A 26,144-nucleotide genomic window follows, 5' to 3' on the forward strand; every position below is an offset into this window, starting at 1 on the left:
AACGGCCCGTCACCAGCAATCCCGGAATACCGCCCCTCGTTATTTCCGGCACCCCCATTCCCCCCTTCAACACCCGCCACAGAAGAACCGCAAAGAAGCACAATGGTCACAACTTCGTGCCGCACCAGCATAGTGGGGAGAAATCTTGTGGTACCACTTCAAAGACTGCGAATTCAGGCGCAGTCAGGGGGATACAAGGGGGACGAACATGAGTTCTCGTCGCATGACGATCACCACTGGATCGCTGCTCACTGCATCTTTCTCGGCAGTGATGATCTTTTCCTTCTCCGCCGGCGCGGACGACGAAGGGCCGATGAGCGGCAAGGGCGGAAAGGCGATTGACAAGGCGCCCGCAGGTGTCGAACTGACGACCCTGTTGCCCGAGAAGATCGAGGTCGACAACAGCTCACAGGAAACGGCGATTACCGCCACGGTAAAGAACGGGGGGACGAAGGACAGCGGCGAAATCCGACTGCTTGTGGTCGGTTTTGATGGCCTCTCGGTCAAGGGTGTCGAGGGCTGTGCGGAAATCGCCGAGAAAGACCTCCCCGAAGGTTCGAACAGTGGTTTCGCATGTGCCATCGACAATCTCGCGGCCGGCAAGTCGAAGTCGTACGCCGTGGACGCGACCTTCGATCTGAAGAAGGAGGGCAAGATCTGCCTGCCCGTCCAGGACGCCGACGGCGCGAAGACGTTCTGGCAGCAGGGCCCGGTCCCGTTCGGCGCGAACAACCCGTCGCCGAACGCACCGGCCACACCCCTTCTGCTCGGCACCGACAACAGCCCGGTCACCCCGGGCAGCGACAAGGCCGGCGGTGACAAGTCCGGTGGCAAGGAACTGCCCAAGACCGGTCCGGCCGACCGGATCCTGCCGCTCGGCGCGGTCGGCGCGGCGCTGATCTCCGCGGGCGCGGCGGGCCTGTGGTGGACACAGCGGCGGCCGCAGCGGAGCGGGTCGTAGGCCCCACTCCCCACGGCACGACAGGTACGCGTACGGCGCCTCCGCGGTCCCACCGCGGAGGCGCCGGCGTGTGCGGGAGCGGTTGCACCGGGCGCTCGGCGCGGTGGAGCCGTGGACGATCGAGCGGGGCGTTGAACTTCGCGTACGGGGCGGGCGGGCGTACGGCGGAGGGGCTGTACGACTCCGGAACGCAACTGAGGCTCGCCGGGCTGTAGTCGGTGTACGACCCGGCGAACCTCTTTCGCAGGAACTACGACGTGTCCGTCAGCTCTCGCGCTTGACGAACTTCCAGGCGGTGGGCAGTACGCCCATCGCGAGGGCGGCCTTGAGCGCGTCGCCGAGGAGGAACGGGGTGAGGCCGGCCGCGATGGCCTGGGTCATCGTCATGTCGGCGGCGAACGCCAGGTACGGGACGCCGATCGCGTAGATGATCGCCTCGCCCAGGAGCATCGTGCCCGCCATGCGTACGACCGAGCGGTCGGCGCCGCGGCGGGCGAGGGCGCCCACGACGGTGGCCGCGAGCAGCATGCCGAGGATGTAGCCGAAGGACACGGTGGCGCCGGCGGTGCCCTCGGCGAACCACGGGACGCCTGCGAGGCCGAGCAGCGCGTAGATCGCGAGGGAGGCGAGGCCTCGGCCGGTGCCGAGTGCGGTGCCGACGAGGAGGGCCGCGAAGGTCTGGCCCGTCACCGGGACCGGGGAGCCCGGGACCGGGACCGCTATCTGGGCCGCCAGGCCCGTGAGCGCGGCGCCGCCTGCCACGAGTGCGGCGTCCCTTACGCGGGAGGCGGGGAGCAGGTCGGCTATTACCTGGCCCGGGCGGGTGGGGGCGACGGCGGTGGTCATGGGGGCTCCGGCGGGTGTGGGCAGTTCGGGACACGGTGACGCTATCCCAGGGGGTTGGGGCCGACATCGGCCGCGGTCGACAAAGGGGGGATCCGGTGTGTGGTGGATCTCTTACAAAGAGTGTGGTGTACACCCGTGGGGGCGTGATGCTGGTCACTGAGGTGGGGTGGGGTTCCCTACGGGGTCTGAACCTGACGCCATCTGTAGGGTCCCGCCAAAGGAGTCTTCGCCCCCGCCGCCCCTACCCATTCCCGTCACTTACTCAGGGGCTCCGCCCCCGAACCCCCGTATCGCGCTGAACGCGCTCGTCCTCAAACGCCGGACGGGCTGAAAGTGCCGGCCCCGCCGCGAAAATCCAGCCCCTCCGGCGTTTGAGGAGCGGGGGTTCGGGGGCTGGCCCCCGAGTAGTGACGGGAATGGGTAGGGGCGGCGGGGGCGAAGAAAAAGCCCCCTGGTCGGACAGGCCACCCACCGCCTACCCTTCACCCCATGGTCGCCCAAGCCAGGAACTTCGCGTCGCGTCGCTATGTCGACCTGCGACGCCAGGGCACGGCCACCTGTCGCCACCGCTGAGGCGGGCGCGGAGGGGATCCATCCGGCTCGCCGAGACGAGACAAGCCAGCAGACGTCGGCGCAGTGTCGGACCAGTCCCGAGGAAGTCCTCCATGCCTCTCTCCATGCCCAGCTCCTCCCTCGCTCCCACTCCCACTCCCGATCTTGCTCCTCGCCCCTCCCCCGCCCGCCGAGCCGTCGACAGCGACCGCCGCCGTACCAGTGCCAGCGCCATCCTGCGGTCGGTGCTGGCGCACGGCCCCGTCGCCCGCAGCACCATCGCCCGGCTGACCGGACTCTCCCCGGCTTCGGTCACCGACCACTGCAACCGCCTCACCGCACTCGGCCTGATCCAGGAGGCCGCCACGCTCCGGCGGTCGAACGGGGTCGGCCGCCCGCACGTACCGGTCGACCTGGACGACTCCCGGTTCGTGGTCGGCGGCGTGCACGTGGCGGTGCCGTACACGACCGTCGCCCTCCTCGACCTGCGCGGACGTGTCGTCGCCGAACGCCGCCTGAACCACGAGGACAGCGACCAACCGGCCTCGGCCCCCTCCCACGTCCTCGCCAACGCCGCCACCGGGCTGCGCGCCCTGCTCGCGGCCGCCCCCGACCGCGTCCCCCTCGGCGTCGGTCTGGCCACCGGCGGCTGGGTGGACCGGGACTCCGGGACCATCGTCGAGCACCCACTCCTCGGCTGGCGGGACGTCCGCGCGCGTGAGGTGATCCACGCGCTCACCGGCCTGCCCGTGCACGTGGACGGGCACGCACGGGCCCTGGTCAACGGGGAGCGGCTCTTCGGGCGGACCGCCGGCGCCGGCCGCAGTGTGCTGCACCTCTTCGTCGGGAACGTCGTGGACGCCGCCTTCGCCACCCATGACGAGGTCCACCACGGGCCCCGCTCCCAGGCCGGGGCCATCGCCCATCTGCCGCTCGCGGGCGGTACGGAACTCTGCGACTGCGGCCGGACCGGCTGCCTGCAGGCCGAGTTGAGCGAACGGACCCTGTGCGGGAGGGCGCGCGAGGCCGGGGTCATCCGGACCTCCGACCCCATGCACATCCTCGCCGCCGCGGCAGCCGGCGACCCCGTCGCCGTACGCCTGCTGCTGCACCGCGCCCGCATGGTCGGCCGTGCGGCGGGGCTCCTGCTCGACGTGCTCAACCCGGACACGGTCGTCGTCACGGAGATGGGTGCCGTCCACCGGGAGGACTGCCTGGCCGCCCTGCGCGAGGAAGTCGGTCCCGACCGGGCGGCGGCCGTCGTGCCGACCAGCTTCCCGGACTCCGTACTCGCCGTGGCCGGGGGTTCGGTGGCCCTGGACGTGCTCTACCGGGACCCGCTGAGCGCGCCGTCGAGTGCGCCGCCGAACACGCCGTCCATCAGGTCCTCGGCCGCCTCACCGGGGACGATTTAATTCAGAAAATCCGAATGTTGACAGGCCCTCACCAGGCCAGGAGCATCGTGTTCATGAGCTGTCGCACCTTCTGTTGCTGACGCGTTGACGCACTGACGACGATCGATCCGCGTTACCCGCCGATCCGTCCGCGGTCCTCGCCGATCCGTCAGCGTCCTTTGGCCACCATCGCCACACCGCACCGCACCGCATCACACCAACGCCACGCCCTCCGCGTGCGCCGTCACGTGTGCCTGCCCCCGCGCACCTTCCCCGTTCCCGGCTTCGCCCTGCCCGGAATCGCAAGGAATGCCGCTTATCTGCCTGCCCCGATGAATTCAGGGAGTCCTCCCATGCCACCTCCGTCCGCCTCCGGTGTCGACCGACGTCTCTTCCTCTCGTCCCTGCTCGGGGCCGCCGCCGCGGCCGGGCTCAGCGGCTGCGCGGGCAGCAGCGCCGCCGACACCGGGGTCAAGGGGTCCACGTCCGCCCCGCTGGCGGACAAGGTCCCGTCCGGTACGAGCCTGAAGATCGCCTCCTACCAGGGCGTCCAGCAGCTGCAGTTCAAGCTCGCGGGCCTGTCCGACCTGCCCTTCGAGGTGGCCGACTGGCCGAACCTGGGCGCCGGGCCCGATGTCATCAACGCCTTCCGCGCCAAGTCCCTGGACGTCGGCAACAACGCCGGCATCCCGCCCATCCAGGCGCACTACCAGGGCTTCGACGCGAAGATCGTCGCCATCAATGTCACCCGTAAGCCCAACTACCTCTTCGCCACGAAGCCCGGCAGCGACATCCAGGACGTCCAGGGCTTCAAGGGCAAGAAGCTTGCCTTCTCACAGGGACAGGCGCAGGGGGTCGTCCTGCTGCGGGCGTTGAAGCAGGCCGGGCTGGCCTACGACGACGTCGATCTGGTGCCGCTGACCAGCAACCAGTTCCTCACCGCGCTCCAGGCGGGCCAGGTGGACATCGCCCCGCTCGCCAACGCCCAGTCACCCGCGTACCTCAAGCAGTACGGGTCCAAGGGCGCCCATGTCATCACCACGGACGTCGTGGACCTGCTGAACCTGCTGTGGGCGCCCACCTCCGTGCTCGCCGACCCCGCGAAGGCCGCCGCCGTCGCCGCGTACATCCCGCGCTGGGCGAAGGGCGCGGTGTGGGCGTACGAGCACCCCGACGCCTGGAACGAGGAGTTCTACGTGAAGACGCAGAACCTCACGCTCGCGCAGGCGCGGTCGATCACCGAGCTCGCCAACAAGCCGCTGTTCCCGCCGAGTTGGGACGAGGCCGTGAAGTGGGAGCAGGAGACCGCCGACCTGCTGGCCGAGGGCGGCTTCGTGAAGGGGTTCAAGGTCGACTCGCTCTTCGACCGGCGCTTCGAGGGCATCGCGGCGAAGTCCGTACCGGCGGAGTACCGGAGGTGAGCGCCGTGACCACGACCACCACCGCGAGCACGACCACAGCCGTGCCCCTCGCGGCCACCGTGGAGAACTCACAGGTCCGCAGGCGTCGTCGGCTCTCCCCCGGCAAGCGGCTGCCCGCCACCCGCTTCCTCGGTCCGGCCCTGCTGCTCGCCCTGTGGGCCGCCGCCTCCGCCGCCGGGCAGCTCGACCCGGGTGCCATTCCTGCGCCCTGGACAGTGCTGGAGACCGGCGTCCAGCTGTGGACCGACGGGACGCTGCCCACCGACATCCTGACCTCGCTGCAACGCGCCGGCTCCGGCTTCGCGATCGGCCTGACCGCGGGCATCGCGCTCGCGCTGGCCTCCGGGCTCAGCCGGACCGGCGAGGCGCTGATCGACGGATCGGTGCAGCTCAACCGGGCGATACCGACGCTCGGTCTGATCCCGCTGTTCATCCTCTGGCTGGGCATCGGCGAGACCTTCAAGATCGCCATCATCGCGATCGTCGTCTACATCCCGATCTACCTGAACACGCACGCCGCGCTCTCCGGCATCGACAGCCGGTTCGTCGAACTCGCCGAGGTCCAGGGCCTGTCGAGGTACGCCTTCATCCGGCGGATCGTCATCCCGGGTGCGCTGCCCGGCTTCTTCGTCGGGCTGCGGCTCGGGGTGACCGGCTCCTGGCTGGGCCTGGTCGTGCTGGAGCAGATCAACGCCACCAGCGGACTCGGCTACATGATGTTCCAGGCCCAGAACTACGGCCAGACGGACGTCATCCTCGTCGGCCTGGTCGTCTACGGGATCTTCGGCCTGATCTCCGACAGCGCGGTCCGTCTGATCGAACGGAGGGTGCTGTCATGGCGCCGCACGCTGAGCAGCTGACCCGTCCCGCCGTCCAACTCCGGGGTCTGACAAGGTCGTTCGACGGGCGTACGGTCCTCGACGGCATCGACCTCGATCTCCCGGCCGGCCAGTTCACCGCCCTGCTCGGGCACAGCGGCTCCGGCAAGAGCACCCTGCTGCGCGCGGTCGCCGGGCTCGACCACGAGGTGGCGGGGAGCGGTCAACTCACGGCCCCGTCAAGGGTGTCCGTGGTCTTCCAGGACTCCCGGCTGCTGCCCTGGCAGCGCGTCCTCGACAACGTCCTGCTCGGTCTCGACGGCAGGGAGGCCGGGCAGAGAGGCCGCGCCGCCCTCGCCGAGGTGGGCCTCGCGGGCCGCGAACGGGCCTGGCCCAACGAGCTGTCCGGCGGTGAGGCCCAGCGTGCTGCGCTGGCCCGCTCCCTGGTCCGGGAGCCCGAACTCCTGCTGGCGGACGAGCCGTTCGGCGCCCTGGACGCGCTCACCCGGATCCGTATGCACACCCTGCTGCGCGAACTGTGGGAACGCCACCGGCCCTCCGTCCTGCTCGTCACCCACGACGTGGACGAGGCGATCGTGCTGGCCGACCGGGTGCTCGTGCTCGACGAGGGCCGCATCGGCCTCGACCTGACCATCGACCGCCCGCACCCCCGCTCGTACCGCGACCCGCTGCTCGGCGAGTACCGCGAACGGCTCCTCACCGCCCTCGGCGTCACGGAACACCACGACAACCACGGGTCCGACGGGACCGACGACCGCCCCCAGCACCACGAGCACGCGGAGGACCCCCAGTGACCGAGCGCAGACTGCACCTCAACGCCTTCCTCATGAACACCGGCCACCACGAGGCGTCGTGGCGGCTCCCGGAGAGCGACCCGTACGCCCACGTGGAGCTGGCCCACTACGTCCACCTGGCGCGGATCGCCGAACGCGGGACCTTCGACTCGCTCTTCCTCGCCGACGGACCGCAGTTGTGGGGCAACCTCGCCCAGCGGCCGGCCGGCGCCCTGGAACCGCTCACCCTGCTCACCGCGCTGGCGACGGCCACCGAGCACATCGGTCTGATCGCCACCGCCTCCACCTCCTACAACTCGCCCTACAACCTGGCCCGCAAGTTCGCCTCGCTCGACATCATCAGCGGGGGCCGGGCGGGCTGGAACATCGTCACCACGGCGGGCGCGGAGGCCGCCCGCAACTTCGGTCTCGACGCGGAGCCCGCGCACGCCGAGCGGTACGCCCGTGCCGCCGAGTTCCTCGACGTGGCCCTGAAGCTCTGGGACAGCTGGGAGGACGACGCGATCGTCGCCGACAAGGCGGCCGGCGTCTGGGGCGACGACACGAGGATCCATCCCGCCCGGCACAAGGGCCGCTACTTCAGCGTCGAGGGCGCCCTCAACGTGCCGCGCACCCCGCAGGGTTACCCGCTGCTGGTGCAGGCGGGCTCCTCCGAGGACGGCAAGGGGTTCGCGGCCCGGTATGCGGAGGCGGTGTTCACCGCCCAGCAGACCATCGAGGACGCGCAGTCCTTCTACGCCGACCTCAAGTCCCGTACGGCGGGGGCCGGTCGGGATCCCGACCACATCAAGGTGCTGCCCGGCATCGTCCCCGTCATCGGTTCGACGGAGACCGAGGCGCTGGCGGCCGAGCAGGTCCTGGAAGACCACATCGTGTACGCGCACGGCGTGGGCCGCCTGGAAGCCCTGCTCCAACTGCTGCCGGGAACACTGGAGTTGGACGCCGAGCTGCCCTCCGGCCTGCCTCCGGAGAGCGACATCGAGGGCGCCAAGAGCCGCTACACGCTCGTGGTGGAGCTGGCCCGGCGCGAACACCTCACCGTGCGGCAGCTGATCGGGCGCCTGGGCGGCGGACGCGGGCACCTCACCTTCGCCGGGACGCCCGAGCAGGTCGCCGACGCCATCGAGAGGTGGTTCATGCAGGGCGCCGCCGACGGCTTCAACATCATGCCCGCGGTCCTGCCGTCCGGCCTCGACGCCTTCGTCGACCACGTCGTCCCGCTCCTGCGCGCCCGCGGTCTGCTCCGCGAGGAGTACGGCCCCCGGCAGACCCTGCGCGAGAGATACGGCCTCCCGCGCCCCGCCAACCAGTACGTCACCGCCCCCGCGCTCGCCCGGGTCTGAGCCCGATCCCGACTCCGAGCCCGCTCCGAAAGCGAAAGGAACCCCATGTCAGACATCGAGATCCGCAAGGTCACCGCGAGGATCGGCGCCCGGATATCCGGCGTCGACATCTCCGAGCCGCTCGACCAGGAGACCGTCACCGCACTGCGTGAGGCCCTCAACGTCCACAAGGCCCTGGTCTTCGACGACGTGAACCTGGACGACGAGGGCCAGCAGGCCTTCGCCCGGCACTTCGGCGACCTCACCACCGCCCACCCGACCGTGCCCGCCGTCGAGGGCGCCCCGAACGTGCTGCCCGTCGACAGCGAGCGTGGCCGTGCCGCCAACAACTGGCACACCGACGTCACGTTCGTCCTCAACCCGCCGCAGGCCAGCACCCTGCGCAGCATCACGATCCCGCCGTACGGGGGCGAGACGCTGATCGCCAGCTCTGCCGCCGCCTACCGCAACCTGCCCGAACCCCTGCGGCAGCTCGCCGACACCCTGTGGGCCGAGCACACCAACGACTACGACTATGCGGTGCCCGAGGAGGAGGTGGACGAGGAACAGGCCGCCCAGCGCGCCCGGTTCACGTCCATCAAGTACCGCACCGCCCACCCCGTCGTCCGCGTCCACCCGCTGACCGGTGAGCGCGGGCTGTTCATCGGCGGCTTCGCGCAGCGGATCGTCGGCCTGTCGGTGAGCGAGTCCCGCAAGGTCCTCGACCTGCTCCAGGCCTACGTAACCCGACCCGAGAACGTCCTGCGCCACCGCTGGTCGCCGAACCAGCTCGTCCTCTTCGACAACCGCATCACCCAGCACTACGCCATCGACAACTACGACGGCCTGCCCCGCCGCCTGAACCGGGTGACGGTCGCCGGTGACGTGCCGGTCGGCATCGAGGGCAAGGAGAGCTACTCGATCGCGGGGGACGCCTCGCACTACACGTCGGTCGCCACGTACGCGACGGTCGCGTAATCGGAATCTCGCACTCCGTGTCGAGGCCGTCCACATAGTGGGCGGCCTCTCCGCGCGGGCGGAGGGGCTGCCCAGACTGTGGGCGTTTTTGCCCTCGCACGCAAGGGACCACCCGCACCCATGTCCCGTACCACCCACGACCCCGCGCCCGGCACCCCTGGTACTCCCGGTACTCCCGGTACTCCCGGCGCGGACGTCTCGCTCTCGCACGGCCTCAAGCAGCGCCATCTGTCGATGATCGCCCTCGGCGGGGTGATCGGCGCGGGCCTGTTCGTCGGCTCCGGCGCCGGCATCGCCGCCGCCGGACCGTCGATCGTCGTCGCGTACGCCGTCTCCGGTCTGCTCGTCATGCTGGTGATGCGGATGCTCGGCGAGATGTCGGCCGCGTATCCGTCGTCGGGTTCCTTCTCGGCACACGCCGAGCGGGCGATCGGGCCGTGGGCCGGGTTCACCGCCGGCTGGTCTTTCTGGGTGCTGCTCTGCACGGCCGTCGGTCTGGAGGGCATCGGCGCCGCGAAGATCGTGACGGGCTGGCTGCCGGGCACGCCGGAGTGGGCCTGGGTGGCCCTCTTCATGGTCGTCTTCTGCGTGGCGAACCTGGCCGCCGTGAAGAACTTCGGCGAGTTCGAGTTCTGGTTCGCCGCGCTGAAGGTGGGCGCGATCACGCTGTTCCTGGTGCTCGGGGTCCTGGCGATCGCCGGGGTCCTGCCGGGCACGGACTCCCCCGGCCTCACCAACCTCACCGGCGAGGGAGGCTTCCTGCCGAACGGCAGCGAGGGGCTCGTCATCGGTCTGCTCGCCTCCGTCTTCGCGTACGGCGGCCTGGAGACCGTCACCATCGCGGCGGCCGAGTCGCAGGACCCGGTGAAGGGTGTCGCGAGCGCCGTACGCACCGCGATGTGGCGCATCGCGCTCTTCTACATCGGCTCGATGGCGGTCATCGTCACGCTCGTCCCGTGGGACTCGAAGGCGGTCGTCGAGAAGGGCCCGTACGTCGCCGCCCTCGACCATCTGGGCATCCCGGGCGCGGGCCAGCTGATGAACGTGGTCGTCCTGGTCGCCCTGCTCTCGGCGATGAACGCCAACATCTACGGCTCCTCGCGCATCGCGTACTCGCTGGTGCGACGGGGCCAGGGACCGAAGGCCCTCGGCCGCGTGTCGGGAGGCGTCCCGCGGACCGCGGTCCTCGCCTCCTCCGTCTTCGGCTTCGTCTGCGTCCTGCTGAGCTACTGGCGTCCCGACGACGTCTTCCCCTGGCTCCTGAACATGATCGGCGCGGTGATCCTGGTCGTCTGGATCTTCATCGCGGTCTCCCAGCTCCGCCTGCGCCGCGTCCTGGAACGCGAGGCCCCGGAGAAACTGGCCGTACGGATGTGGGCCTTCCCGGCACTGACCTGGGTGGCCCTCGCGGCCATGCCGGCGATCCTCGTCCTGATGGCCCGCGAACCGGACACCCGGGTCCAGCTGTACTCGACGGGCGCGATGACGCTGGCGCTGGCGACGGCGGGCTACACGTGGCAGAAGGCACGGGCGGACCGCGCCCTGTAGGGGCGCGGGGAACTGCGCGACCAGCCACAACGCACCCGCACCTGCAAGACCGCGCAACAACAAGAGGGGCCCTCACGAGAGGCCCCTCTTGCTGCTAGCGTGCACTTGCAAGTACTTTGCAACAAGAGGTCGGAGAGGACCTGGCATGGCCGTCTACACACTTCCCGAACTGCCGTACGACTACTCCGCGCTCGCCCCCGTGATCAGCCCCGAGATCATCGAGCTGCACCACGACAAGCACCACGCGGCGTACGTGAAGGGCGCGAACGACACCCTGGACCAGCTCGCCGAGGCGCGGGACAAGGAGTCGTGGGGGTCGGTCAACGGGCTGGAGAAGAACCTCGCCTTCCACCTCTCCGGGCACATCCTGCACAGCATCTACTGGCACAACATGACGGGCGAGGGCGGCGGTGAGCCCCTCGCCTCGGACGGTGTGGGCGAGCTCGCCGACGCGATCACCGAGTCGTTCGGCTCCTTCGGCGCGTTCAGGACCCAGCTGACGAAGGCCTCCGCGACGACCCAGGGTTCGGGCTGGGGCGTACTCGCGTACGAGCCCCTCAGCGGCCGCCTGATCGTCGAGCAGATCTACGACCACCAGGGCAACGTCGGCCAGGGCTCGACCCCGATCCTGGTCTTCGACGCCTGGGAGCACGCCTTCTACCTCCAGTACAAGAACCAGAAGGTCGACTTCATCGACGCCATGTGGCAGGTCGTCAACTGGCAGGACGTGGCCCGTCGGTACGAGGCCGCCAAGTCCCGCGCGGACGTGTTGCTGCTCGCCCCCTGAACCAGCCCCACCCGCCCCCCGAGGGCGGCCCGAAGCGTCCTGCCTCGTGATCGTCTTCTCAACCTTCGCGCGGCAGGCGGAAAGACGGAAGACCCCCGCGAGGACGTGACTCGCGGGGGTCTTCCGGTACGGGAGGCTCCGGGTGATGGTTGCGGGATGCGCAAGCGAAGCTGTTTCACCTGCAAGAGTCTTGAGGAGGAGCACCGCTTCCTGGAGATCCCGGAAGCGGCCTGGCTCAAGAAGCACACGGGCGAGAAGAACGTGGACGGGTTCATGGTGTGCCTGGCGCCCCTGGACGACGAGGGCAAGCAGTGCCGCAACCTGCGGACCTACTTCACCGAGAAGCCGTTCAGGGAGCCCCTGCGCCTGCCCGAACCGAGCTGAGCCGACCGAGCCCGCCGCTGCCGGCTCCCCCGGTACCGGTCGGGTCAGAGGTTGCTGAAGTCCGGGCCCTTGGTCCGGGTGCGCTTGATCTCATAGAAGCCCGGTATCGAGGCGACCATCAGCGTGCCGTCCCACAGCTTGCCGGCGTCGTCGCCCTTGGGGGCCGGGGTGACGACGGGGCCGAAGAAGGCGATCTGCTCGCCGTCGGAGCCGGGGACCGCGATCACGGGGGTGCCGACCTCCTGGCCGACCTTGTCTATGCCCTCCTTGTGGGAGGCGCGCAGCTGGGGCTCGTACGGGGTCTCGTCCCAGTGCTCCAGGAGGGACTCGGGCAGGCCGACGTCCTTCAGCGCGGCGGCGACGACCTCCTTGCCGGGACCCTCGTCCTGGTTGTGGAAACGGGTGCCGAGCGCGGTGTAGAGATCAGCGAGCACCTCGGGGCCGTGCTCCTCCTGGGCCGCTATGACGACGCGGACCGGGCCCCACGCCTTCGTGCCGAGGAACTCGCGGTAGTGCTCGGGCAGGTCGTCGAGCTTGTCCTCGTTCAGTACGGCGAGGCTCATCAGGTGCCAGCGGACCTCGATGTCCCGGACCTTCTCCACCTCCAGGACCCACCGCGAGGTCATCCACGCCCAGGGGCAGAGCGGGTCGAACCAGAAGTCGACGGGGGTCTTGCCGGCGGTCTGCTCGGACATGCTTCTCCTCGGTACGGATCCCGGTGCGGGTATCAGGGGGTCATCGGTGCGTCCTTCAGCCCCAACACAACCGGTCACCTGTGCCATTCCCGGGTGTCCGGGGTCAGGGGCACATGGCAGGATCGGTGCTGTTCACGCGTACCCAGACGCGTACCCGACGCGTATCCATGACGCCACGAGGGAGTGCCGCCCGTGCCCGGTGAGAATCTGTCCCGCGACGAGGCCCGCGAGCGGGCCGCACTGCTGTCCGTCGAGGGGTACGAGGTGTCCCTGGACCTGCGCTCCGCGGTGGGCGGCACGGACGCCGGGCCGCGCACCTTCCGGTCGGTGACGACGATCCGCTTCCGCAGCGCCGAGCCCGGTGCCACGACCTTCGCGGACCTGATCGCCCCGAGCGTCACGGCCCTCTCGCTGAACGGCAGGGACCTCGACCCGGGCGCGGTCTTCGACGGGTCGCGCATCCTCCTGGAGGACCTGGCCGAGGACAACGAGCTCGTGGTCGACGCCCAGTGCGCCTACAGCCGCACCGGCGAGGGCATGCACCGCTTCGTCGACCCGGAGGACGGCGAGGTCTACCTCTACACGCAGTACGAGCCGGCCGACTCCCGCCGTGTCTTCGCGAACTTCGAGCAGCCGGACCTCAAGGCGCCCTTCCGGTTCGAGGTGCGGGCCCCCGAGGGCTGGGTCGTGTGGAGCAACGGCGTCGGTGAACCGGCCGACGGGGTCTGGAAGTTCGCCGAGACCAAGCCCATCTCGACGTACATCACGGCGTTCGTCGCGGGCCCGTACCACTACGTGACGGACTCCTACGAGCGCGTCCTCGACGACGGTACGCGGCTGGAGATCCCGCTCGGCGCGATGTGCCGCAAGGGCCTGGCCCGGCACTTCGACTCCGACGACGTCTTCCTCGTCACCAAGCAGGGGCTGGACTTCTTCCACGACCACTTCGACTACCCGTACCCCTTCGGGAAGTACGACCAGGCGTTCGTGCCGGAGTACAACCTCGGCGCAATGGAGAACCCGGGACTCGTCACCTTCCGCGAGGAGTTCATCTTCCGCGGCAGGGTGACCCAGGCGTCGTACGAGCGCCGGGCGAACGTGATCCTGCACGAGATGGCCCACATGTGGTTCGGCGACCTGGTGACCATGGTGTGGTGGGACGACCTGTGGCTGAAGGAGTCCTTCGCGGACTTCATGGGCACGTTCTCGATGGTCGAGGCGACCCGCTTCACGAACGGGTGGATCACCTTCGCCAACAACCGCAAGTCCTGGGCGTACCGCGCCGACCAGCTGCCCTCCACGCACCCGATCACGGCCGACATCCGTGACCTGGAGGACGCCAAGCTCAACTTCGACGGGATCACGTACGCCAAGGGCGCCTCCGTTCTGAAGCAGTTGGTGGCGTACGTCGGGCGGGACGCGTTCCTGGAGGGCGCCCGCCGCTACTTCAAGCGGCACGCGTACGGGAACACGCGGCTCGGTGATCTGCTGTCGGTCCTGGAGGAGACCAGCGGGCGCGACATGGCCACCTGGTCGCGGTCCTGGCTGCAGACCGCCGGGGTCAACTCCCTTACTCCGCAGGTGATTCTGAGCGCGGAGGGGCGCGTCACCGAGCTGGCGATCCTCCAGGAGGCCGCCGAGTCGCATCCCGAACTGCGGCCGCACCGGGTGGCGGTGGGACTGTACCGACGCTCGCCCGACGGCACGGTGGAGCGGTACGCGCGCGCCGAGGTCGACGTCGAAGGTCCGCGTACGGTCGTCGGGGAACTGGTGGGCACGGAGGCTCCCGACCTGGTGCTCGTGAACGACGACGACCTGACGTACTGCAAGATCCGGTTCGACGAGGGCTCGTTGGCGGCCCTGCGGGACGGTCTGGGCGACATCACCGACCCGTTGGCCCGCGCGCTGTGCTGGTCGGCGCTGTGGAACCTGACGCGCGACGCGCTCATGCCCGCCCGGGACTTCATCGACCTGGTCCTGCGCTTCGCGGGCCGCGAGAGCGACATCGGTGTGCTGCAGATGCTGCACGCGTGGGCGAACTCCGCGCTCACCCACTACGCGGCGCCCGGGTGGCGCGGCGAGGGCGGACGGCTGCTCGCCGAGGGCGCGCTGCGGGAGCTGCGGCTGACCGAGCCCGGCAGCCAGCACCAGCTGACGTGGGCGCGGTTCTTCGCCGCCGTCGCGTCCGGCGAGGCCGATCTCCAGCTGCTCCAGGGGCTGTTGGAGGGCACGGCGAAGATCGACGGTCTTGAGGTGGACCAGGAGCTGCGCTGGGCGTTCCTGGAGCCGCTCGCCGCGCACGGGGTCGCGGACGAGGGTGTCGTCGCGGCCGAGCTGGCGCGGGACGACACGGCTTCGGGCAAGCGGCATCAGGTGCGGTGTCTGGCCGCGCGGCCGTCCGCGGCGGTCAAGGCGCAGGCGTGGGCGGCCGTCGTCGAGTCGGACTCGCTGTCCAACGCGCTGGTCGAGGCGACGATTGCGGGCTTCGCCCAGTCGTCGCACCGGGAGCTGACCGCTCCGTACGCGTCGAAGTACTTCGAGGTGATCGAGCGGGTGTGGGACGAGCGGTCGATCCAGATCGGGATGGATGTGGTGAGGGGGCTGTTCCCCTCGCTGCAGGATTCCCGGGAGACGTTGTCGGCGGCTGATGCGTGGCTTGCCGCGCGGGGGGAGGCTGCGCCGGCGCTTCGGAGGCTGGTTCTGGAGGCTCGGGATGATCTGGGGCGGGCGTTGCGGGGGCAGGCGTGTGACAGTGCGGGTGCCGTCGGCGAATGAGGGGGCCGGGGGTTCGTTGTCGGGTGCGGGTGGGTGGGGGCTGGTCGCGCAGTTCCCCGCGCCCCTAAAGGGGCTGGTGGCTCACGCTGTTGACTTTCGTTCCGTCCATAACAGTTACGGAATGCGGGTAATCGGTGCCGTGACCCCCGTACGGACCAGGGGGTTTCGGCAGTCGAACGCTTGCACTTTAGGGCGAGCTTGTCCGGTTTTGTCGACGGGCGTGTAACAGCGGTTAGGAGGGGGATCGGGGGCGGGAAATCCTCGGGTCATGAACCACAACACCCCGCTCTCCCCCCGGCCCCTCCGCCATCTGTCCGATGTTCAGCTCCGTGTCCTGACCACCGCCCAGTTGCGTTCGCAGGGGGTGAGCCCCGCCGACATCAACGCGCAGTGCAGGCCGGGCGGCACCTGGCAGCAGCTTCTGCCGGGTGTGTACCTGCTCCGCCCGGGCCCGGCGACCAGCGAGGAGCGGCTGCACGCGGTGCTTCTGTACGCGGCCCGCTCCCCCGCCGCCGAACCGGCGGTCCCCGCCCAGCCCGGCGCCGGTGAGCCGCACGCCCCGCAGCGGTACACCGACGCGATGATCACCGGCCTGGCGGCGCTGGCCCTGCACCGCTTCTCCTCGGCGCCCCCGCTGCTCTCGCTGGACCGCATCGACGTTCTCGTCCCGCGTCTGCGCCGGCTGCGTTCGACGGGCTGCGTCCGTATCGTCCGTACGCCGGGCATGCCGGAGCCCGAGCAGATCACCGGGATCCCGGTGGCCCCGGTCCCGCGCGCCCTGGCCGACGCGGTCGCCGACCTCGCGGACGCGGGTGTCGTACGCCGGCTGCTCACCGAGGCCGTACGCGGCGGGCACTGCGAACCGGCCGCCGTGGTCAAGGAGTTGACGCAGGCGCGGCTGCTGAGCCGCCCGCATGTCGTGGACGCCGTCGACTCGCTGCTCGCCGAGGGGCGGGCCATCGCGGAGGACCGCCTCTACCGCATGGTCCAGGAGCACGGTCTGCCGGACCCGGTCTGGAACGTGGACCTCCGCCTGCCCGGCGGCCCGCACCTCGGCGGCCTCGACGCGTACTGGCCCGACCATGCAGTCGCCCTCGAACTCGACACGCGCGCCCCTCGTCAGGACGAGGACGCCATGTGGTCCGAGTACGCCCGCAAGCGCGAGCACCTGGAGCGGCTCGGCATCACGGTCGTCCACATCACCCCGAAGAAGCTGCGGGATTCGGTGGAACAGCAGGCAACGGTCGTACGTACGGCCCTGATGGCTTCAGCGGACCGCGACCCGGCCGCGTATGTAGTGGTGCTGCCCCGGTAGTGACGGACCGGGGGCATCCCGGAGGGGAGTGAACGGGCGGGGCGCCCGGGAGACCGGGGGGCCCGCCCCTTCACGCACGTTCCGGGGCCGCGGCCTCCAGCTCGGCGATGTTGCCCGACATGATCGTCCGTACGTGCCCGGTGATGTGCTCCGCGGGCCAGTCCCACCAGGCCACCGCGAGGAGCCGGTCGATCTCGTCGTCGCTGAAGCGGGTGCGGATGAGCCGGGCCGGGTTGCCGCCGACGATGCCGTAGTCGGGCACGTCCGTGGTGACCACGGCGCCCGTGCCGATGATCGCGCCGTGTCCGATCCGTACCCCCGGCATCACGGTCGTGCTGTGGCCGAACCAGACATCGTTGCCGACAACCGTGTCACCCCTGTTCGGCAGGCCGGTGAGCAGGTCGAAGTGCTCGGCCCAGGAACCGCCCATGGTGGGGAACGGGAAGGTCGAGGGGCCGTCCATGCGGTGGTTGGCGCCGTTCATGATGAACCGCACCCCCGTGCCCAGGGCGCAGAACTTCCCGATGACCAGCTTCTCCGGCCCGTAGTGATAGAGGACGTTGCGTGTCTCGAACGCGGTCGGGTCGTCCGGGTCGTCGTAGTAGGAGTACTCCCCGACCTCGATCAGCGGGGACTTCACCAACGGCCTGAGCAGCACCACCCGCGGCTGCTCGGGCATCGGACGGAGCACCGTGGGGTCGGCGGGCACTGGCATGTCGAGCGGCTCCTCGGTCGTCGGGGGCGCGGGCGGGCGGTGGCGCCCGGGCCTTCATGATCCCGCTGCGGGGGCTGCCGGGACATCGAATTACCGGGCGGGCTCAGTCACCGGCCACCGCCAGGACGAGTTGGCTCACCGCCGAGTAACCTCCGCACTTCGCCTCGACGCGGTACAGGCCCGGCCATGGAAGCCGTACGTCCGCGCGCAGGAGGCCGTCGCGGCGGGACAGGCGCGGGCGGTCGATCTCCAGGTTCTCGGAGACGTCGAAGACCTGGAGTTCGACGGCGATCGGGTTGTCCACCAGGTCGACCTCGACCGGGCACGGTTCGCGTGCCGTGGCCACGTCCGGTACGTACAGGCCCAGTTCCGTCGCGCCGAGGGGCGGGCCCAGCGGGCGTTCGGTCAGGACCGAGCCCGTGAACGCGACGGCCTCCTCGCTGCGGGCGAGGGCACCGTGGCTCTGGGGGAGGTAGAAGGGGTGCGGCCCCGCCGGTGTCGCCGCCTCCCGGCACACCGTTCCGTCGCCGCGGCGGTCGAGCCGGGTGTCGCCGTCCGGGACGTACTCGTGCAGTTCCGCCGTGCCGTCCGCGAGGGTCAGGCTCTGCGGGGTGCGCTGGCCGACGCCGACCACCGCCCGCAGTTGAGGGAGGGTGCCGGCGTCCGACCCGTTCAGCTTCTCCCTGCGGTCGAGCGACTGCTTGGCCAACTCCCCGTCCCCGCCCAGGGATTCGGCGTCGGCCGGGGTGAAACGGCGGAAGGTGCCGCCGGGTTCCTCCACACAGCGGTAGCCGGGCAGCAGCTCGTACAGGCCGGGCAGGGTGCGGGCCAGGGCACGCAGCCGGCGGCGGGGCAGCGGCAGCGGGGTGCCGCTGCCCGAACCGAGCAGGCCCGCGGCCTGGACCGAGCCGTGGAAGGGGGTGCCCAGGGTGATCAGGGTGCGGACGTCACGGGCGCCGCCCAGCGCGGTCATGAAGAAGCGGGCGACCAGACCGCCCATGGAGTGGGCCACGAGGGTGAGCCGGGCGTCCCGGCTGCCGTGCGGATGGGCACGCCAGGCCCGCAGATGGTCGTCCGCCGTCTCCGCCAGCCGGGCGGCCGCGTGCTCGGTCGACAGGCGCCAGTCGTACGCGAACCCCCTTACCGCGTCGCGGTGGGCCGCCATGTGCCGGGTGCCCGCCAGGAGCTTGGTGTACGGCTCGAAGCCCCGCAGTACGGGCGCGAAGGCGGGGAAGCGGAGCAGCCGGGTCGCGTGGACGCGGCCGGTGACGCCCGCACGTTCCTCGTCCGTCACATGGAGGGCCGAGAGCGAGCCGCCGGACACCCAGGCGCTGCCGTACCAGCGGAGGTCCGAGCCGCCCCACAGGACGCGGCCGGTCGCGGTCTCCACCAGCTCGCTGCCCATGATGCCGGGCAGGACGAGGACCGCGTCGCGATGGCCCGGCCCGGTCGGCAAGGATGACGCCGGTTGCGCAGGGCGCGCAGGCGGCACCCATTGCGCGGATGACTTCGCTGCCACGCTTCCCCCGAGCTCTCAATCCACGTGCGCAGCAGGATAGTTGGCCGCCTGCCGGATCGCACCGGATCGTCCGGGCCGGTCTGGACCAGGAGTGGACGGGATCGGACCGGGAGTGGACGGGATCGGGCCGGGAGTGGACGGGATCGGGCCGGGAGCGTGTGGCCTGCGCACGCTCACCCGGCCCGCCGTCCTCCGGGCGGCTACTTGGCGCAGAACTCCGCCTCGATCACCGCGTCGCTGTCCCCCGACCAGTCGCCGTTGAAGTTGAAGGCGAGGGAGTGCCGGCCGTCCGCCGTGGTGACGGCCTCCGAGTTCGAGCCGTGGATGCCGCCGCCGTGGCCCCAGACGACGACACCGCAGCTCAGCTTGCGTTCCATGAGGCCGAGGCCGTAGCCGGCGTTCGGGAACCCGTCGGGCTTGACGGTGGTCTTCATCTCGGTGAGCTGCTTCTTCGGCAGCAGCCTGCCCCTCAGCAGCGCCGAGTAGAAGCGGTTGAGGTCGCCGGAGTCGGAGATCATCTCTCCCGCCGCGGAGGCGAGGGAGGGGTTGAGCTCCGTGACGTCGTAGGTCGGGCCGGTGGCGGATTCGGCGAGCTTGCCGTATGCCCGGCTGCTGGGCCGGGGCAGGTGCGGGTTCGTGCCGGGGACCGTGGTGGCACGCAGGCCGAGCGGCCCGATGATGCGCTGCCTGACCTCGTCCCCGTACGCGTGGCCCGTGGCCCTCTCGATCACCATCCCGGCCAGTACGTAGTTGGTGTTGGAGTAGTTCCACGAGGTGCCCGGTTCGAAGTCCGGCTTGTGGGCCGTCGCGATCCCGACGAGTTCCTCGGGCGACAGCGTGTCGTAGCGGTGCTCGAAGAAGCCGTCCTTCAGGAAGTAGGTCCGGCCGAAGTCCTCGTCCGCGGTGTAGTCGAAGATGCCGCTGGTGTGGTTGAGGAGCTGCCGGAGCGTGATCCGGCCGCCGTCGTGGCCGTTGCCGTGGACCACGCCCGGCAGCCACTTCTCCACCTTGTCGTCGAGCGAGAGCCGTCCCTCCGCCTCCAGTTGGAGCAGCACCGTCGACACGAACGTCTTGGTGATGCTGCCGACGCGGTAGCGGTCGTGGGCGGAGCGCGGCTGCTTCGTCCTGAGGTTGCCGACGCCCGAAGTGGCCTTCCAGGTGCCGTACTTGTCCTTGGCCTGCCCGGCCACACCGGGGACGCCGTCCTGCACGGCGGCGTCCATCGCCCGCTGGGTCGCGGCGTGGTCTCTGGGCGGGGCCGGGGAGGAGGCCAGGGCGGTCGGAGCCGTGAGCGAGGCCGCGACGAGCGCGGCCGCGCCCGTCAGCCCGAGGCGCAGGGTGCGGGATGACATGTCATGTCCCTTCCGTCATGGGTGAACCGACGGGAGGGACACGATGACGGATGCGGCGGGTTGCCTTCGTCCGGGTCGGTTGGGCGAGTTCCGGCCCTTCTCGCCGGGCTCAGGCCCGCTGGCCCTGCCCCTGCCCCTGCCCCTGCCCCGCCCCGCGGCCCTTGAGGAGGCTCAGGCCCGCCCCGAGGGAGACCACGCCCATACCGACGGCGGTCATCACGCCCTGTGAGCCGTCCACGACGAAGGGCGCGGCCGCGGCGACGACGAGGTTGAACAGGAACAGGAACCACAGGACCGGCTTCGAGGAGAGCAGCGCCTTCATGGGGAGTTTCCTTCCGGTGGGGAGCTGGGCGCTCCCACGATCGACTGGGATCAGCTGGGATCAACTGAGATCAACGATCCCGGGATCCGCCCGCCGCCACGAGGGAGTGCCCTCCCGAACCGGAGGTGTAGCGGGCTACACCACGCCGGCGGTGCGTCGCCAGGAGGCGGCCGCAGGTCAAGGGAAGGTGTCCGCTGATCAAAGGAAGGCGGGCGCGCGTCCGCACGTGTGCCGGTTCGCCTACTCTGATCGCCATGCGGAAGACAGTCCGGGAGGCCGCGCGGGCCACACGCCAGCTCGCGCCCGCCGCCGTGCTGTCCTTCGGCTCGTACCTCTTCGTCACGGTCCTGCTGATCGGGGCCATCGGCGCGGTCAGCGTGGTCGCCATCGGGCTGCTGCCCGAGACGGTGCTGCTGGTGCGCCGGATCGCCGGGGCCAAGCGGCGCATGGTGACCGCGTGGACGGGCCAGGAGATCCCCGAGGCCTACCAGCCCGTCGGGGGCACGGTGCGCGAGCGGGTGCGTACGGTCGTCCGTGATCCGGGTACGTTCACCGATCTGCGCTGGATGGTCGCCTACTACGCGTACGGCTGCCTGCCGTATCTGGCGATCCCGCTGTGGCCGCTGGGCCTGCTCGTCGACGGTGTGTGGTGCGGGCTGCTGCGCCGCGAGGCCCTCGTGCTGCCGCTGATCGGGCGGCTCGCGGACCTCGACGCCAAGTGGTCGACCGCCCTGCTCAAGCCCTCCCCCAAGGCACAGCTCGCCGTGCGGGTCGAGGAGCTGACCGAGACCCGGGCCGGCGCGATCGCCGCGCACGGCGCCGAGCTGCGGCGCATCGAGCGGGACCTGCACGACGGCACACAGGCCCGGCTGGTCTCCCTGTCGATGCGGATCGGGCTGGCCAAGCGGGCGTACGACCGTGATCCCGAGGCCGCGCGCAGGCTCCTCGACGACGCCCAGGACCAGGCCGAGGAGGCCCTGACCGAACTGCGGCACGTCGTACGGGGCATCCACCCGCCGATCCTCACCGACCGCGGTCTGGCCGGCGCGGTCCGGGCGCTGGCCGCGAGCAGCGGCCTGGACGTGGCCGTGACCGTGGACGGCCTGGAGGACGCCGACAGCGAGCGGGACGGGGCGCGGGCCCCGGCGGCGGTCGAGGCCGCCGCGTACTTCGTCGTCGCCGAGTCGCTGACGAACGCCGCGAAGCACAGCGGTGCGGAGCGGGCCGAGGTCGGCCTCGTCCGTACCGGCAGGGGGTTGCGGGTGACCGTGCGCGACGAGGGCCGGGGCGGTGCCGACGAGGCCGGCGGGTCCGGGCTGCTCGGGATGCAGCGGCGCGTCGCCGCGCTCGACGGGACCCTTCGGCTGACCAGCCCCGTCGGGGGCCCGACCGTGATCGAAGTGGAGCTGCCGTGCGTGTGGTGATCGCCGAGGACAACGCCCTGTTGCGGGAGGGACTCGTCCTGCTGCTCACCTCCTCCGGGCACGAGGTGGTGGCCGTCGCGGGCAGCGGGCCCGAGGTGCTGCCCGCGCTGCTCGAACACCGCCCCGATGTCGCCGTGCTCGACGTCCGGATGCCGCCCGGCTTCCGCGACGAGGGGCTGCGCGCGGCGCTCGCGGCCCGCAAGGAGATCCCCGGGCTGCCGGTGCTCGTGCTCTCGCAGTACGTCGAGGAGTCGTACGCCGCGGAGTTGCTCGGGGGTGGGGCGAGCGGGGTCGGCTATCTGCTCAAGGACCGGGTGGGGCGGGTCGACGAGTTCCTGGACGCGCTGGAGCGGGTCGCGTCCGGGGGGACCGCGTTGGACCCCGAGGTGGTGTCGGAGCTGCTGGTGCGGCGGCGGGACTCGCCGCTCGATTCGCTCACTCCTCGTGAGCGGGAGGTTCTTCAGCTGATGGCTGAAGGGCATGACAACACGACTATTGCCAAGGTGCTTGTGGTGACCGAGCGGTCTGTCAGTAAGCACATTGGGAATGTGTTTTTGAAGTTGGGGTTGCCGCCGAGTGACAGTGGGCATCGGCGGGTGCTTGCGGTGTTGGCTTACCTGAACAACTCGTGAGTGGCGCGGGGGGAGTTGTGTCGTCTTGAAGCTGCGGGTGCGTCGTGGCTTGTCGCGCAGTTCCCCGCGCCCCTAAAGAAAAGGGGCGCCCCCCAAAAAAAAGTGAAGGTGCTCAGCCCTTCCTCAGTACCAGCTCTGTGTTGCGGTCTCCTGCCTCGCCGCTCAGGTCCGTGCGGGAGCCCGGGGCGTTGAAGGAGAGCTCTCGGTAGAGGGCGGCGAGGCCCGTCTGGGTGAGGTCGGCGAAGTCCGTGGCGTGCGGGGCGCCGGACTCGATGAGGGTGGTGAACAGGGAGACCGTGCCGTCGTGGTTGTCGACGATCTCGATCACCCGGGCGAGCTGCGGGAAGTCGATGTGGGAGGCGGTGGAGACCTCCCAGAAGGAGCGGCCGTCCGGGGCGGAGTGCGGGGTGATCTTGTTCTTGTGGCTGTGGCCGTTCACCCAGGCCAGCACCGAGCGGTACTTGCCGAGGAGGGCGAGCACCTCGTCGCCGCCGTGCCGCTTCTCGCCCGGGTGGGCCGGGTCCTCACGGAGGTTGCGCATCGACTTGCTGGTGTGGTGGCTGAAGACGATGGCGTGCTCCTTGTTCTTCTCGGCCGCCTTCAGCGTGCGCTCCAGCCACCGCAGCTGGGCGGTGCCGAGCGAGCCCTCGTAGTGGCCGCCCGGGTCGGTGCTGTCGAGGCTGACACCGATCAGGCCGTCGGCGATGCGGAAGGTGTAGTACTGCGTCTTCGCGGCGAGGTTCGCCTGCGAGTAGCCGTGCCCGATGGGGCCCGCTCCGGTGTGCGCGGGGTCAAGGTGCGCCTGGAGGTACTCGGCGGGGGTGAAGGGGGCGCGGCCCTCGTCCGGGGTGACCGAACGCATCTTCCGCGCCTGGGACTTGAGCATCGCCTTGAAGGCCGCGCCCTTGGGGTCGCCGCCCTTCCTGACGTTGTTCCAGATGGTGACGCCCTGCGACTCGTCGAGGGTCATCAGCTTCTTGCCGCCGACCGCGAAGTCGGCGAAGAAGGAGTCGCCGGGCGCGTAGCAGCCGCCGGGCAGGGAGTCGTGGTTGCCGACCGTGGAGTACCAGGGCAGGTTGAGGCCGGGGCTGCGCAGTTCGCGGATCGCGGCGGCGAGGAAACCGTCGATGCGCGGGAAGCCGAGCTGCTTGTCGGCGTCGCGCAGGGCCGCGTCGGGCTGCCAGTACAGCTTGAGGTCGCTGTTCTGGACGCCCTCGTAGCGGTTCGGGTCACCGGAGTTGGGGGTGATCCGGCCGCCGCTCATCACCTTCAGGTACCAGTCCAGCTCCGTCTTGGCGTTGTTGTCGGTGTTGTCGCCGGTCGTCATCACGAAGTGCAGCGGGGAGCCGGTGACGGGGGCGCCGCGCAGCGCGTTGACCCGCTCGACGAGCGAGACCGCGCCGGGCACGGACAGGGCCTCCTGGGGCCGCCAGGCGCTGGCGGTCTGGGAGCGCAGGTACTCGTACCGCAGCGGGTGCTGTACGTCGACCAGGTGCAGGTCGGTGAACTGCACGAACGCGGCGAGCGCGGTGCGCCGTTCGCCCCGGCCGGCCTTGGGTGCGGCCAGATCGCCGCGGACGACACGCGACCAGGCGGGCCCGTCGCCGAGCCGCCGGTATCCGGAGCCGCCGCGCGGAACCGCGACCGTCGAGAGGGTGGTGCCACGGGTGTACGGGGCCAGCGGCGCGGCCGGCGCGGGGCGGGAGACCGCGAGGGGCTTCCCCTCGGTCGAGGCGGTGTGCGCGGCGGCCTCGCCGGAACCGGGCCGCAGAGCCAGGCCGATGCCCGCGGAGAGGGACACCGCCCCGGTTGCGGCCAGGAAGGCGCGGCGGTCACGAACAGTGGCGGTGGCGACAGAGCGTATGCGCGACATGGCGCGATCTCCCCGGGTCCGAACGCGTCAGCAGTGGTCGCGGGCGGTTCGCTGACGCGAACAGCCCGCTCATACTGGATCGTTGGCACCGGGGGTGACCTGCGCGTTAACTCGACAGCAACGGGCAGCGCCGATCACCGTACGTGGATCTTGGTTACCCTCCGCGTCCACCGAGCCCTGTCCGAACCGAGGGGAGGCGGTCACTCCAAGTTCACCTGGCTGGGTAGGTGCGCACTCGGCACACCCGCGGGGGGGCGTCATGAAGCTGCGGGTCCGCTTGGGCTGGGCGCGCAGTTCCCCGCGCCCCTAAGGCGCGCCCCTTACGAGGCGCGCCCTACCGCCGGGCGGTCCCGCCACAGCTTGAGGCCCACGTCGACTAGCCCCACCCGGTCCAGGGCGGACACCTCGTCCAGAGGATGCCAGGCCGCCAGGTCGGTGGAGCCGTCGGTCTCGTGGCGCAGTTCGCCGCCGGTGATGCCGGCCTCGTAGACGATCCGCAGGCCCTGGAAGTCGGCGGCGGGGCCGAGGCGGCGCGCATAGGTGCGCCGGATGGAGTCGACGCCCAGCAGCGCGAGGGGCTCGACCGTGTAACCGGTCTCCTCCTGGGCCTCCCGGATCACGGTGTCGTACGGGTCCTCGCCGTGGTCCATGCCGCCGCCGGGCAGCGTCCAGGGCCTGGTGCCGTTCTTCTCCACCAGGCGCGCGAGGAGTATCCGATCGTCGCGCACGCATACGGCGTAGGCCGCCACCCTCAACTCCTTGTGCATGCGCAGACGTTAATACGGCTGGGACGGGTTCGCCGGTGAGTATTCGGGCGGCGACCAGCACAGCGGGCTCGCCGCGGGCGTGTCCACGACGGCCTCGACGGTGAAGCGGACGGTGCGGGTGCCGTCGGGGGCGAACTCCGTGCGAGCCGTGCCGGAGAGCTGGAGGGCGGCGCCCGTCTCCCAGTCGAGGAAGAGGAGTCCGGCGCGCGGGTCGACGACGAGGTTGCCGAGGGTGAGGAACATGGCGTTGCCGGGGTAGTCGCGCCAGCTCAGCTCGGTCGGTGAAGTGACGTGCACGAAACCGGGGTTGCCGCCGCGATGGCCGGCGTCCGCGCCACCACCGTGGACGGTGGCGAGGAAGAAGGTGTCGGCGGAGTGGACGAACTCCCGCTGGGCCGCGCCGAGTTCGCCGCCGCGCAGCGGCTCGCCGGGGGTGCGCTCGACCGTCTCGTACGACTCGCGTTTCTGGAGGTACTTGGGGCAGTTGGAGAAGACCTGGTCGGCCTCGACCGCCAGGCCGCGGGGCGTGGGCCGGGAGCGGCCGTTGAGCCGCATGCGGCGGCGGGTGCGGGGGTCGAGCGCGATGGTGCCGACCGGCGTCCCGGCGACGGCGAGCGCCGAGGTGAGCGGGTCGCCCGCGCGCGGGCCGTGCGCGACGGAGATCTGCCGCGGTCCGGTGGCCCGTACAAATCCGGGCCCGCCGGTGACCGGGGAGGCCCACACCCGGCCGGTGTCCGGGTCGGCGGCGCCCAGCACGAGCATCGGCTGGAGCTCCAGGAAAGCGGCGGCCACCGGTCGCAGCCCCTGCCCGATCGACCGTCCTACATGGTCGGCGAGGTCACGCACGCCGACCCGGTCCTGCACGGCACGCGAGCCGGAGTGGTAGGTCACGGTGTCCTCCTCCATCGGTTCGGACTCCATCGGTTCGG

23 protein-coding genes are annotated in these 26,144 nt (G+C 70.6%); 14 read left to right on the plus strand and 9 right to left on the minus strand.

From position 1 onward, the window contains the following. Window positions 1-208 precede the first annotated feature (208 nt). Entirely contained in the window at window positions 209-961 is a 753-nt protein-coding gene (locus tag ACFWXQ_RS16485; protein ID WP_383955672.1) for a hypothetical protein, read from the plus strand. 264 nt (window positions 962-1,225) lie between these two features. On the opposite strand, the gene ACFWXQ_RS16490 is transcribed toward ACFWXQ_RS16485, so the two are convergent. Further along, window positions 1,226-1,807 carry a biotin transporter BioY gene (locus ACFWXQ_RS16490; RefSeq protein ID WP_383955669.1) on the minus strand — a complete coding sequence of 194 codons (582 nt, stop codon included), beginning with the start codon at window positions 1,805-1,807 and terminating at the stop codon, window positions 1,226-1,228. Between the two features lie 677 nt (window positions 1,808-2,484). Here ACFWXQ_RS16490 and ACFWXQ_RS16495 point away from each other — a divergent pair. From ACFWXQ_RS16495 to ACFWXQ_RS16535, 9 genes are all read left to right on the plus strand, one after another. Further along, entirely contained in the window at window positions 2,485-3,774 is a 1,290-nt protein-coding gene (locus tag ACFWXQ_RS16495) for an ROK family protein (RefSeq protein ID WP_383946985.1), read from the plus strand. A 332-nt stretch (window positions 3,775-4,106) separates the two neighbouring features. Continuing rightward, window positions 4,107-5,174, plus strand: coding sequence for an ABC transporter substrate-binding protein (locus ACFWXQ_RS16500; RefSeq protein WP_383946979.1), 1,068 nt, complete (start codon window positions 4,107-4,109; stop codon window positions 5,172-5,174). Then, window positions 5,171-6,034 carry an ABC transporter permease gene (locus ACFWXQ_RS16505; protein ID WP_383946976.1) on the plus strand — a complete coding sequence of 288 codons (864 nt, stop codon included), beginning with the start codon at window positions 5,171-5,173 and terminating at the stop codon, window positions 6,032-6,034. The genes ACFWXQ_RS16500 and ACFWXQ_RS16505 overlap by 4 nt, the downstream gene beginning before the upstream one ends. Further along, the gene (locus ACFWXQ_RS16510; RefSeq protein WP_383946973.1) at window positions 6,010-6,807 is read left to right on the plus strand and encodes an ABC transporter ATP-binding protein; all 798 of its coding nucleotides are present in this window, start codon (window positions 6,010-6,012) and stop codon (window positions 6,805-6,807) included. Before ACFWXQ_RS16505 ends, ACFWXQ_RS16510 begins: the two co-directional genes overlap by 25 nt. Continuing rightward, window positions 6,804-8,150, plus strand: a complete 1,347-nt coding sequence (locus ACFWXQ_RS16515) for an LLM class flavin-dependent oxidoreductase (protein ID WP_383946970.1) — start codon at window positions 6,804-6,806, stop codon at window positions 8,148-8,150. The genes ACFWXQ_RS16510 and ACFWXQ_RS16515 overlap by 4 nt, the downstream gene beginning before the upstream one ends. Window positions 8,151-8,195: 45 nt before the next feature. Continuing rightward, window positions 8,196-9,107 carry a TauD/TfdA dioxygenase family protein gene (locus ACFWXQ_RS16520; RefSeq protein ID WP_383946967.1) on the plus strand — a complete coding sequence of 304 codons (912 nt, stop codon included), beginning with the start codon at window positions 8,196-8,198 and terminating at the stop codon, window positions 9,105-9,107. 120 nt (window positions 9,108-9,227) lie between these two features. Then, window positions 9,228-10,655, plus strand: coding sequence for an amino acid permease (locus ACFWXQ_RS16525; protein ID WP_383946965.1), 1,428 nt, complete (start codon window positions 9,228-9,230; stop codon window positions 10,653-10,655). A 145-nt stretch (window positions 10,656-10,800) separates the two neighbouring features. Continuing rightward, window positions 10,801-11,442, plus strand: a complete 642-nt coding sequence (locus ACFWXQ_RS16530; protein ID WP_383946964.1) for a superoxide dismutase — start codon at window positions 10,801-10,803, stop codon at window positions 11,440-11,442. A gap of 156 nt (window positions 11,443-11,598) precedes the next feature. Further along, window positions 11,599-11,826, plus strand: coding sequence for a hypothetical protein (locus ACFWXQ_RS16535; RefSeq protein ID WP_383946961.1), 228 nt, complete (start codon window positions 11,599-11,601; stop codon window positions 11,824-11,826). 44 nt (window positions 11,827-11,870) lie between these two features. On the opposite strand, the gene ACFWXQ_RS16540 is transcribed toward ACFWXQ_RS16535, so the two are convergent. After that, on the minus strand, window positions 11,871-12,521 hold the full coding sequence (locus tag ACFWXQ_RS16540) for a DsbA family protein (protein WP_383946958.1): 651 nt from the start codon (window positions 12,519-12,521) through the stop codon (window positions 11,871-11,873). Window positions 12,522-12,713: 192 nt separating this feature from the next. Between ACFWXQ_RS16540 and pepN the strand changes: the two genes are divergently transcribed. Both pepN and ACFWXQ_RS16550 read left to right on the plus strand, forming a co-directional pair. After that, the gene (pepN, locus tag ACFWXQ_RS16545) at window positions 12,714-15,296 is read left to right on the plus strand and encodes an aminopeptidase N (protein WP_383946956.1); all 2,583 of its coding nucleotides are present in this window, start codon (window positions 12,714-12,716) and stop codon (window positions 15,294-15,296) included. 268 nt (window positions 15,297-15,564) lie between these two features. Beyond that, window positions 15,565-16,611, plus strand: a complete 1,047-nt coding sequence (locus ACFWXQ_RS16550) for a hypothetical protein (RefSeq protein WP_383946954.1) — start codon at window positions 15,565-15,567, stop codon at window positions 16,609-16,611. Between the two features lie 70 nt (window positions 16,612-16,681). On the opposite strand, the gene ACFWXQ_RS16555 is transcribed toward ACFWXQ_RS16550, so the two are convergent. From ACFWXQ_RS16555 to ACFWXQ_RS16570, 4 genes are all read right to left on the minus strand, one after another. Further along, entirely contained in the window at window positions 16,682-17,326 is a 645-nt protein-coding gene (locus ACFWXQ_RS16555) for a CatB-related O-acetyltransferase (RefSeq protein ID WP_383946952.1), read from the minus strand. 103 nt (window positions 17,327-17,429) lie between these two features. Next, complete coding sequence (locus ACFWXQ_RS16560) at window positions 17,430-18,782, minus strand: esterase/lipase family protein (protein ID WP_383946950.1); 1,353 nt, start codon at window positions 18,780-18,782, stop codon at window positions 17,430-17,432. 263 nt (window positions 18,783-19,045) lie between these two features. After that, window positions 19,046-20,197, minus strand: a complete 1,152-nt coding sequence (locus ACFWXQ_RS16565) for a serine hydrolase domain-containing protein (protein ID WP_383946947.1) — start codon at window positions 20,195-20,197, stop codon at window positions 19,046-19,048. Window positions 20,198-20,306: 109 nt separating this feature from the next. Beyond that, window positions 20,307-20,519, minus strand: coding sequence for a hypothetical protein (locus tag ACFWXQ_RS16570; RefSeq protein WP_383946945.1), 213 nt, complete (start codon window positions 20,517-20,519; stop codon window positions 20,307-20,309). 254 nt (window positions 20,520-20,773) lie between these two features. Here ACFWXQ_RS16570 and ACFWXQ_RS16575 point away from each other — a divergent pair, with 254 nt between their 5' ends. Next, window positions 20,774-21,943, plus strand: a complete 1,170-nt coding sequence (locus ACFWXQ_RS16575) for a histidine kinase (protein ID WP_383946942.1) — start codon at window positions 20,774-20,776, stop codon at window positions 21,941-21,943. After that, complete coding sequence (locus ACFWXQ_RS16580) at window positions 21,931-22,575, plus strand: response regulator (RefSeq protein WP_383946939.1); 645 nt, start codon at window positions 21,931-21,933, stop codon at window positions 22,573-22,575. Before ACFWXQ_RS16575 ends, ACFWXQ_RS16580 begins: the two co-directional genes overlap by 13 nt. A 112-nt stretch (window positions 22,576-22,687) precedes the next feature. Here ACFWXQ_RS16580 and ACFWXQ_RS16585 read toward each other — a convergent pair whose 3' ends face one another. The 3 genes from ACFWXQ_RS16585 to ACFWXQ_RS16595 all read right to left on the minus strand — a co-directional run bounded on the left by ACFWXQ_RS16585 (window position 22,688) and on the right by ACFWXQ_RS16595 (window position 26,121). Next, complete coding sequence (locus ACFWXQ_RS16585) at window positions 22,688-24,448, minus strand: TIGR03767 family metallophosphoesterase (RefSeq protein WP_383946935.1); 1,761 nt, start codon at window positions 24,446-24,448, stop codon at window positions 22,688-22,690. Window positions 24,449-24,768: 320 nt separating this feature from the next. Continuing rightward, window positions 24,769-25,215 (minus strand): NUDIX hydrolase, encoded by a 447-nt coding sequence (locus tag ACFWXQ_RS16590; RefSeq protein WP_383946932.1) that lies wholly within the window; start codon window positions 25,213-25,215, stop codon window positions 24,769-24,771. Window positions 25,216-25,224: 9 nt separating this feature from the next. Beyond that, the gene (locus ACFWXQ_RS16595) at window positions 25,225-26,121 is read right to left on the minus strand and encodes a pyridoxamine 5'-phosphate oxidase family protein (RefSeq protein ID WP_383946982.1); all 897 of its coding nucleotides are present in this window, start codon (window positions 26,119-26,121) and stop codon (window positions 25,225-25,227) included. Between the last annotated feature and the right edge of the window lie 23 nt (window positions 26,122-26,144).

Origin of the sequence: Streptomyces sp. NPDC058697, assembly GCF_042715345.1 — a bacterium.
Lineage (GTDB): Bacteria > Actinomycetota > Actinomycetes > Streptomycetales > Streptomycetaceae > Streptomyces > Streptomyces liliifuscus.

Bases quoted from the DNA above. Each gene is read 5' to 3' on its own strand.
- ACFWXQ_RS16485 (WP_383955672.1), top strand. From the start codon at position 209: ATGAGTTCTCGTCGCATGACGATCACCACTGGATCGCTGCTCACTGCA.
- ACFWXQ_RS16490 (WP_383955669.1), bottom strand. From the start codon at position 1,807: ATGACCACCGCCGTCGCCCCCACCCGCCCGGGCCAGGTAATAGCCGAC.
- ACFWXQ_RS16495 (WP_383946985.1), top strand. From the start codon at position 2,485: ATGCCCAGCTCCTCCCTCGCTCCCACTCCCACTCCCGATCTTGCTCCT.
- ACFWXQ_RS16500 (WP_383946979.1), top strand. From the start codon at position 4,107: ATGCCACCTCCGTCCGCCTCCGGTGTCGACCGACGTCTCTTCCTCTCG.
- ACFWXQ_RS16510 (WP_383946973.1), top strand. From the start codon at position 6,010: ATGGCGCCGCACGCTGAGCAGCTGACCCGTCCCGCCGTCCAACTCCGG.
- ACFWXQ_RS16520 (WP_383946967.1), top strand. From the start codon at position 8,196: ATGTCAGACATCGAGATCCGCAAGGTCACCGCGAGGATCGGCGCCCGG.
- ACFWXQ_RS16525 (WP_383946965.1), top strand. From the start codon at position 9,228: ATGTCCCGTACCACCCACGACCCCGCGCCCGGCACCCCTGGTACTCCC.
- ACFWXQ_RS16530 (WP_383946964.1), top strand. From the start codon at position 10,801: ATGGCCGTCTACACACTTCCCGAACTGCCGTACGACTACTCCGCGCTC.
- ACFWXQ_RS16535 (WP_383946961.1), top strand. From the start codon at position 11,599: ATGCGCAAGCGAAGCTGTTTCACCTGCAAGAGTCTTGAGGAGGAGCAC.
- ACFWXQ_RS16540 (WP_383946958.1), bottom strand. From the start codon at position 12,521: ATGTCCGAGCAGACCGCCGGCAAGACCCCCGTCGACTTCTGGTTCGAC.
- ACFWXQ_RS16550 (WP_383946954.1), top strand. From the start codon at position 15,565: ATGAACCACAACACCCCGCTCTCCCCCCGGCCCCTCCGCCATCTGTCC.
- ACFWXQ_RS16555 (WP_383946952.1), bottom strand. From the start codon at position 17,326: ATGCCAGTGCCCGCCGACCCCACGGTGCTCCGTCCGATGCCCGAGCAG.
- ACFWXQ_RS16565 (WP_383946947.1), bottom strand. From the start codon at position 20,197: ATGTCATCCCGCACCCTGCGCCTCGGGCTGACGGGCGCGGCCGCGCTC.
- ACFWXQ_RS16570 (WP_383946945.1), bottom strand. From the start codon at position 20,519: ATGAAGGCGCTGCTCTCCTCGAAGCCGGTCCTGTGGTTCCTGTTCCTG.
- ACFWXQ_RS16575 (WP_383946942.1), top strand. From the start codon at position 20,774: ATGCGGAAGACAGTCCGGGAGGCCGCGCGGGCCACACGCCAGCTCGCG.
- ACFWXQ_RS16585 (WP_383946935.1), bottom strand. From the start codon at position 24,448: ATGTCGCGCATACGCTCTGTCGCCACCGCCACTGTTCGTGACCGCCGC.
- ACFWXQ_RS16590 (WP_383946932.1), bottom strand. From the start codon at position 25,215: ATGCACAAGGAGTTGAGGGTGGCGGCCTACGCCGTATGCGTGCGCGAC.
- ACFWXQ_RS16595 (WP_383946982.1), bottom strand. From the start codon at position 26,121: ATGGAGGAGGACACCGTGACCTACCACTCCGGCTCGCGTGCCGTGCAG.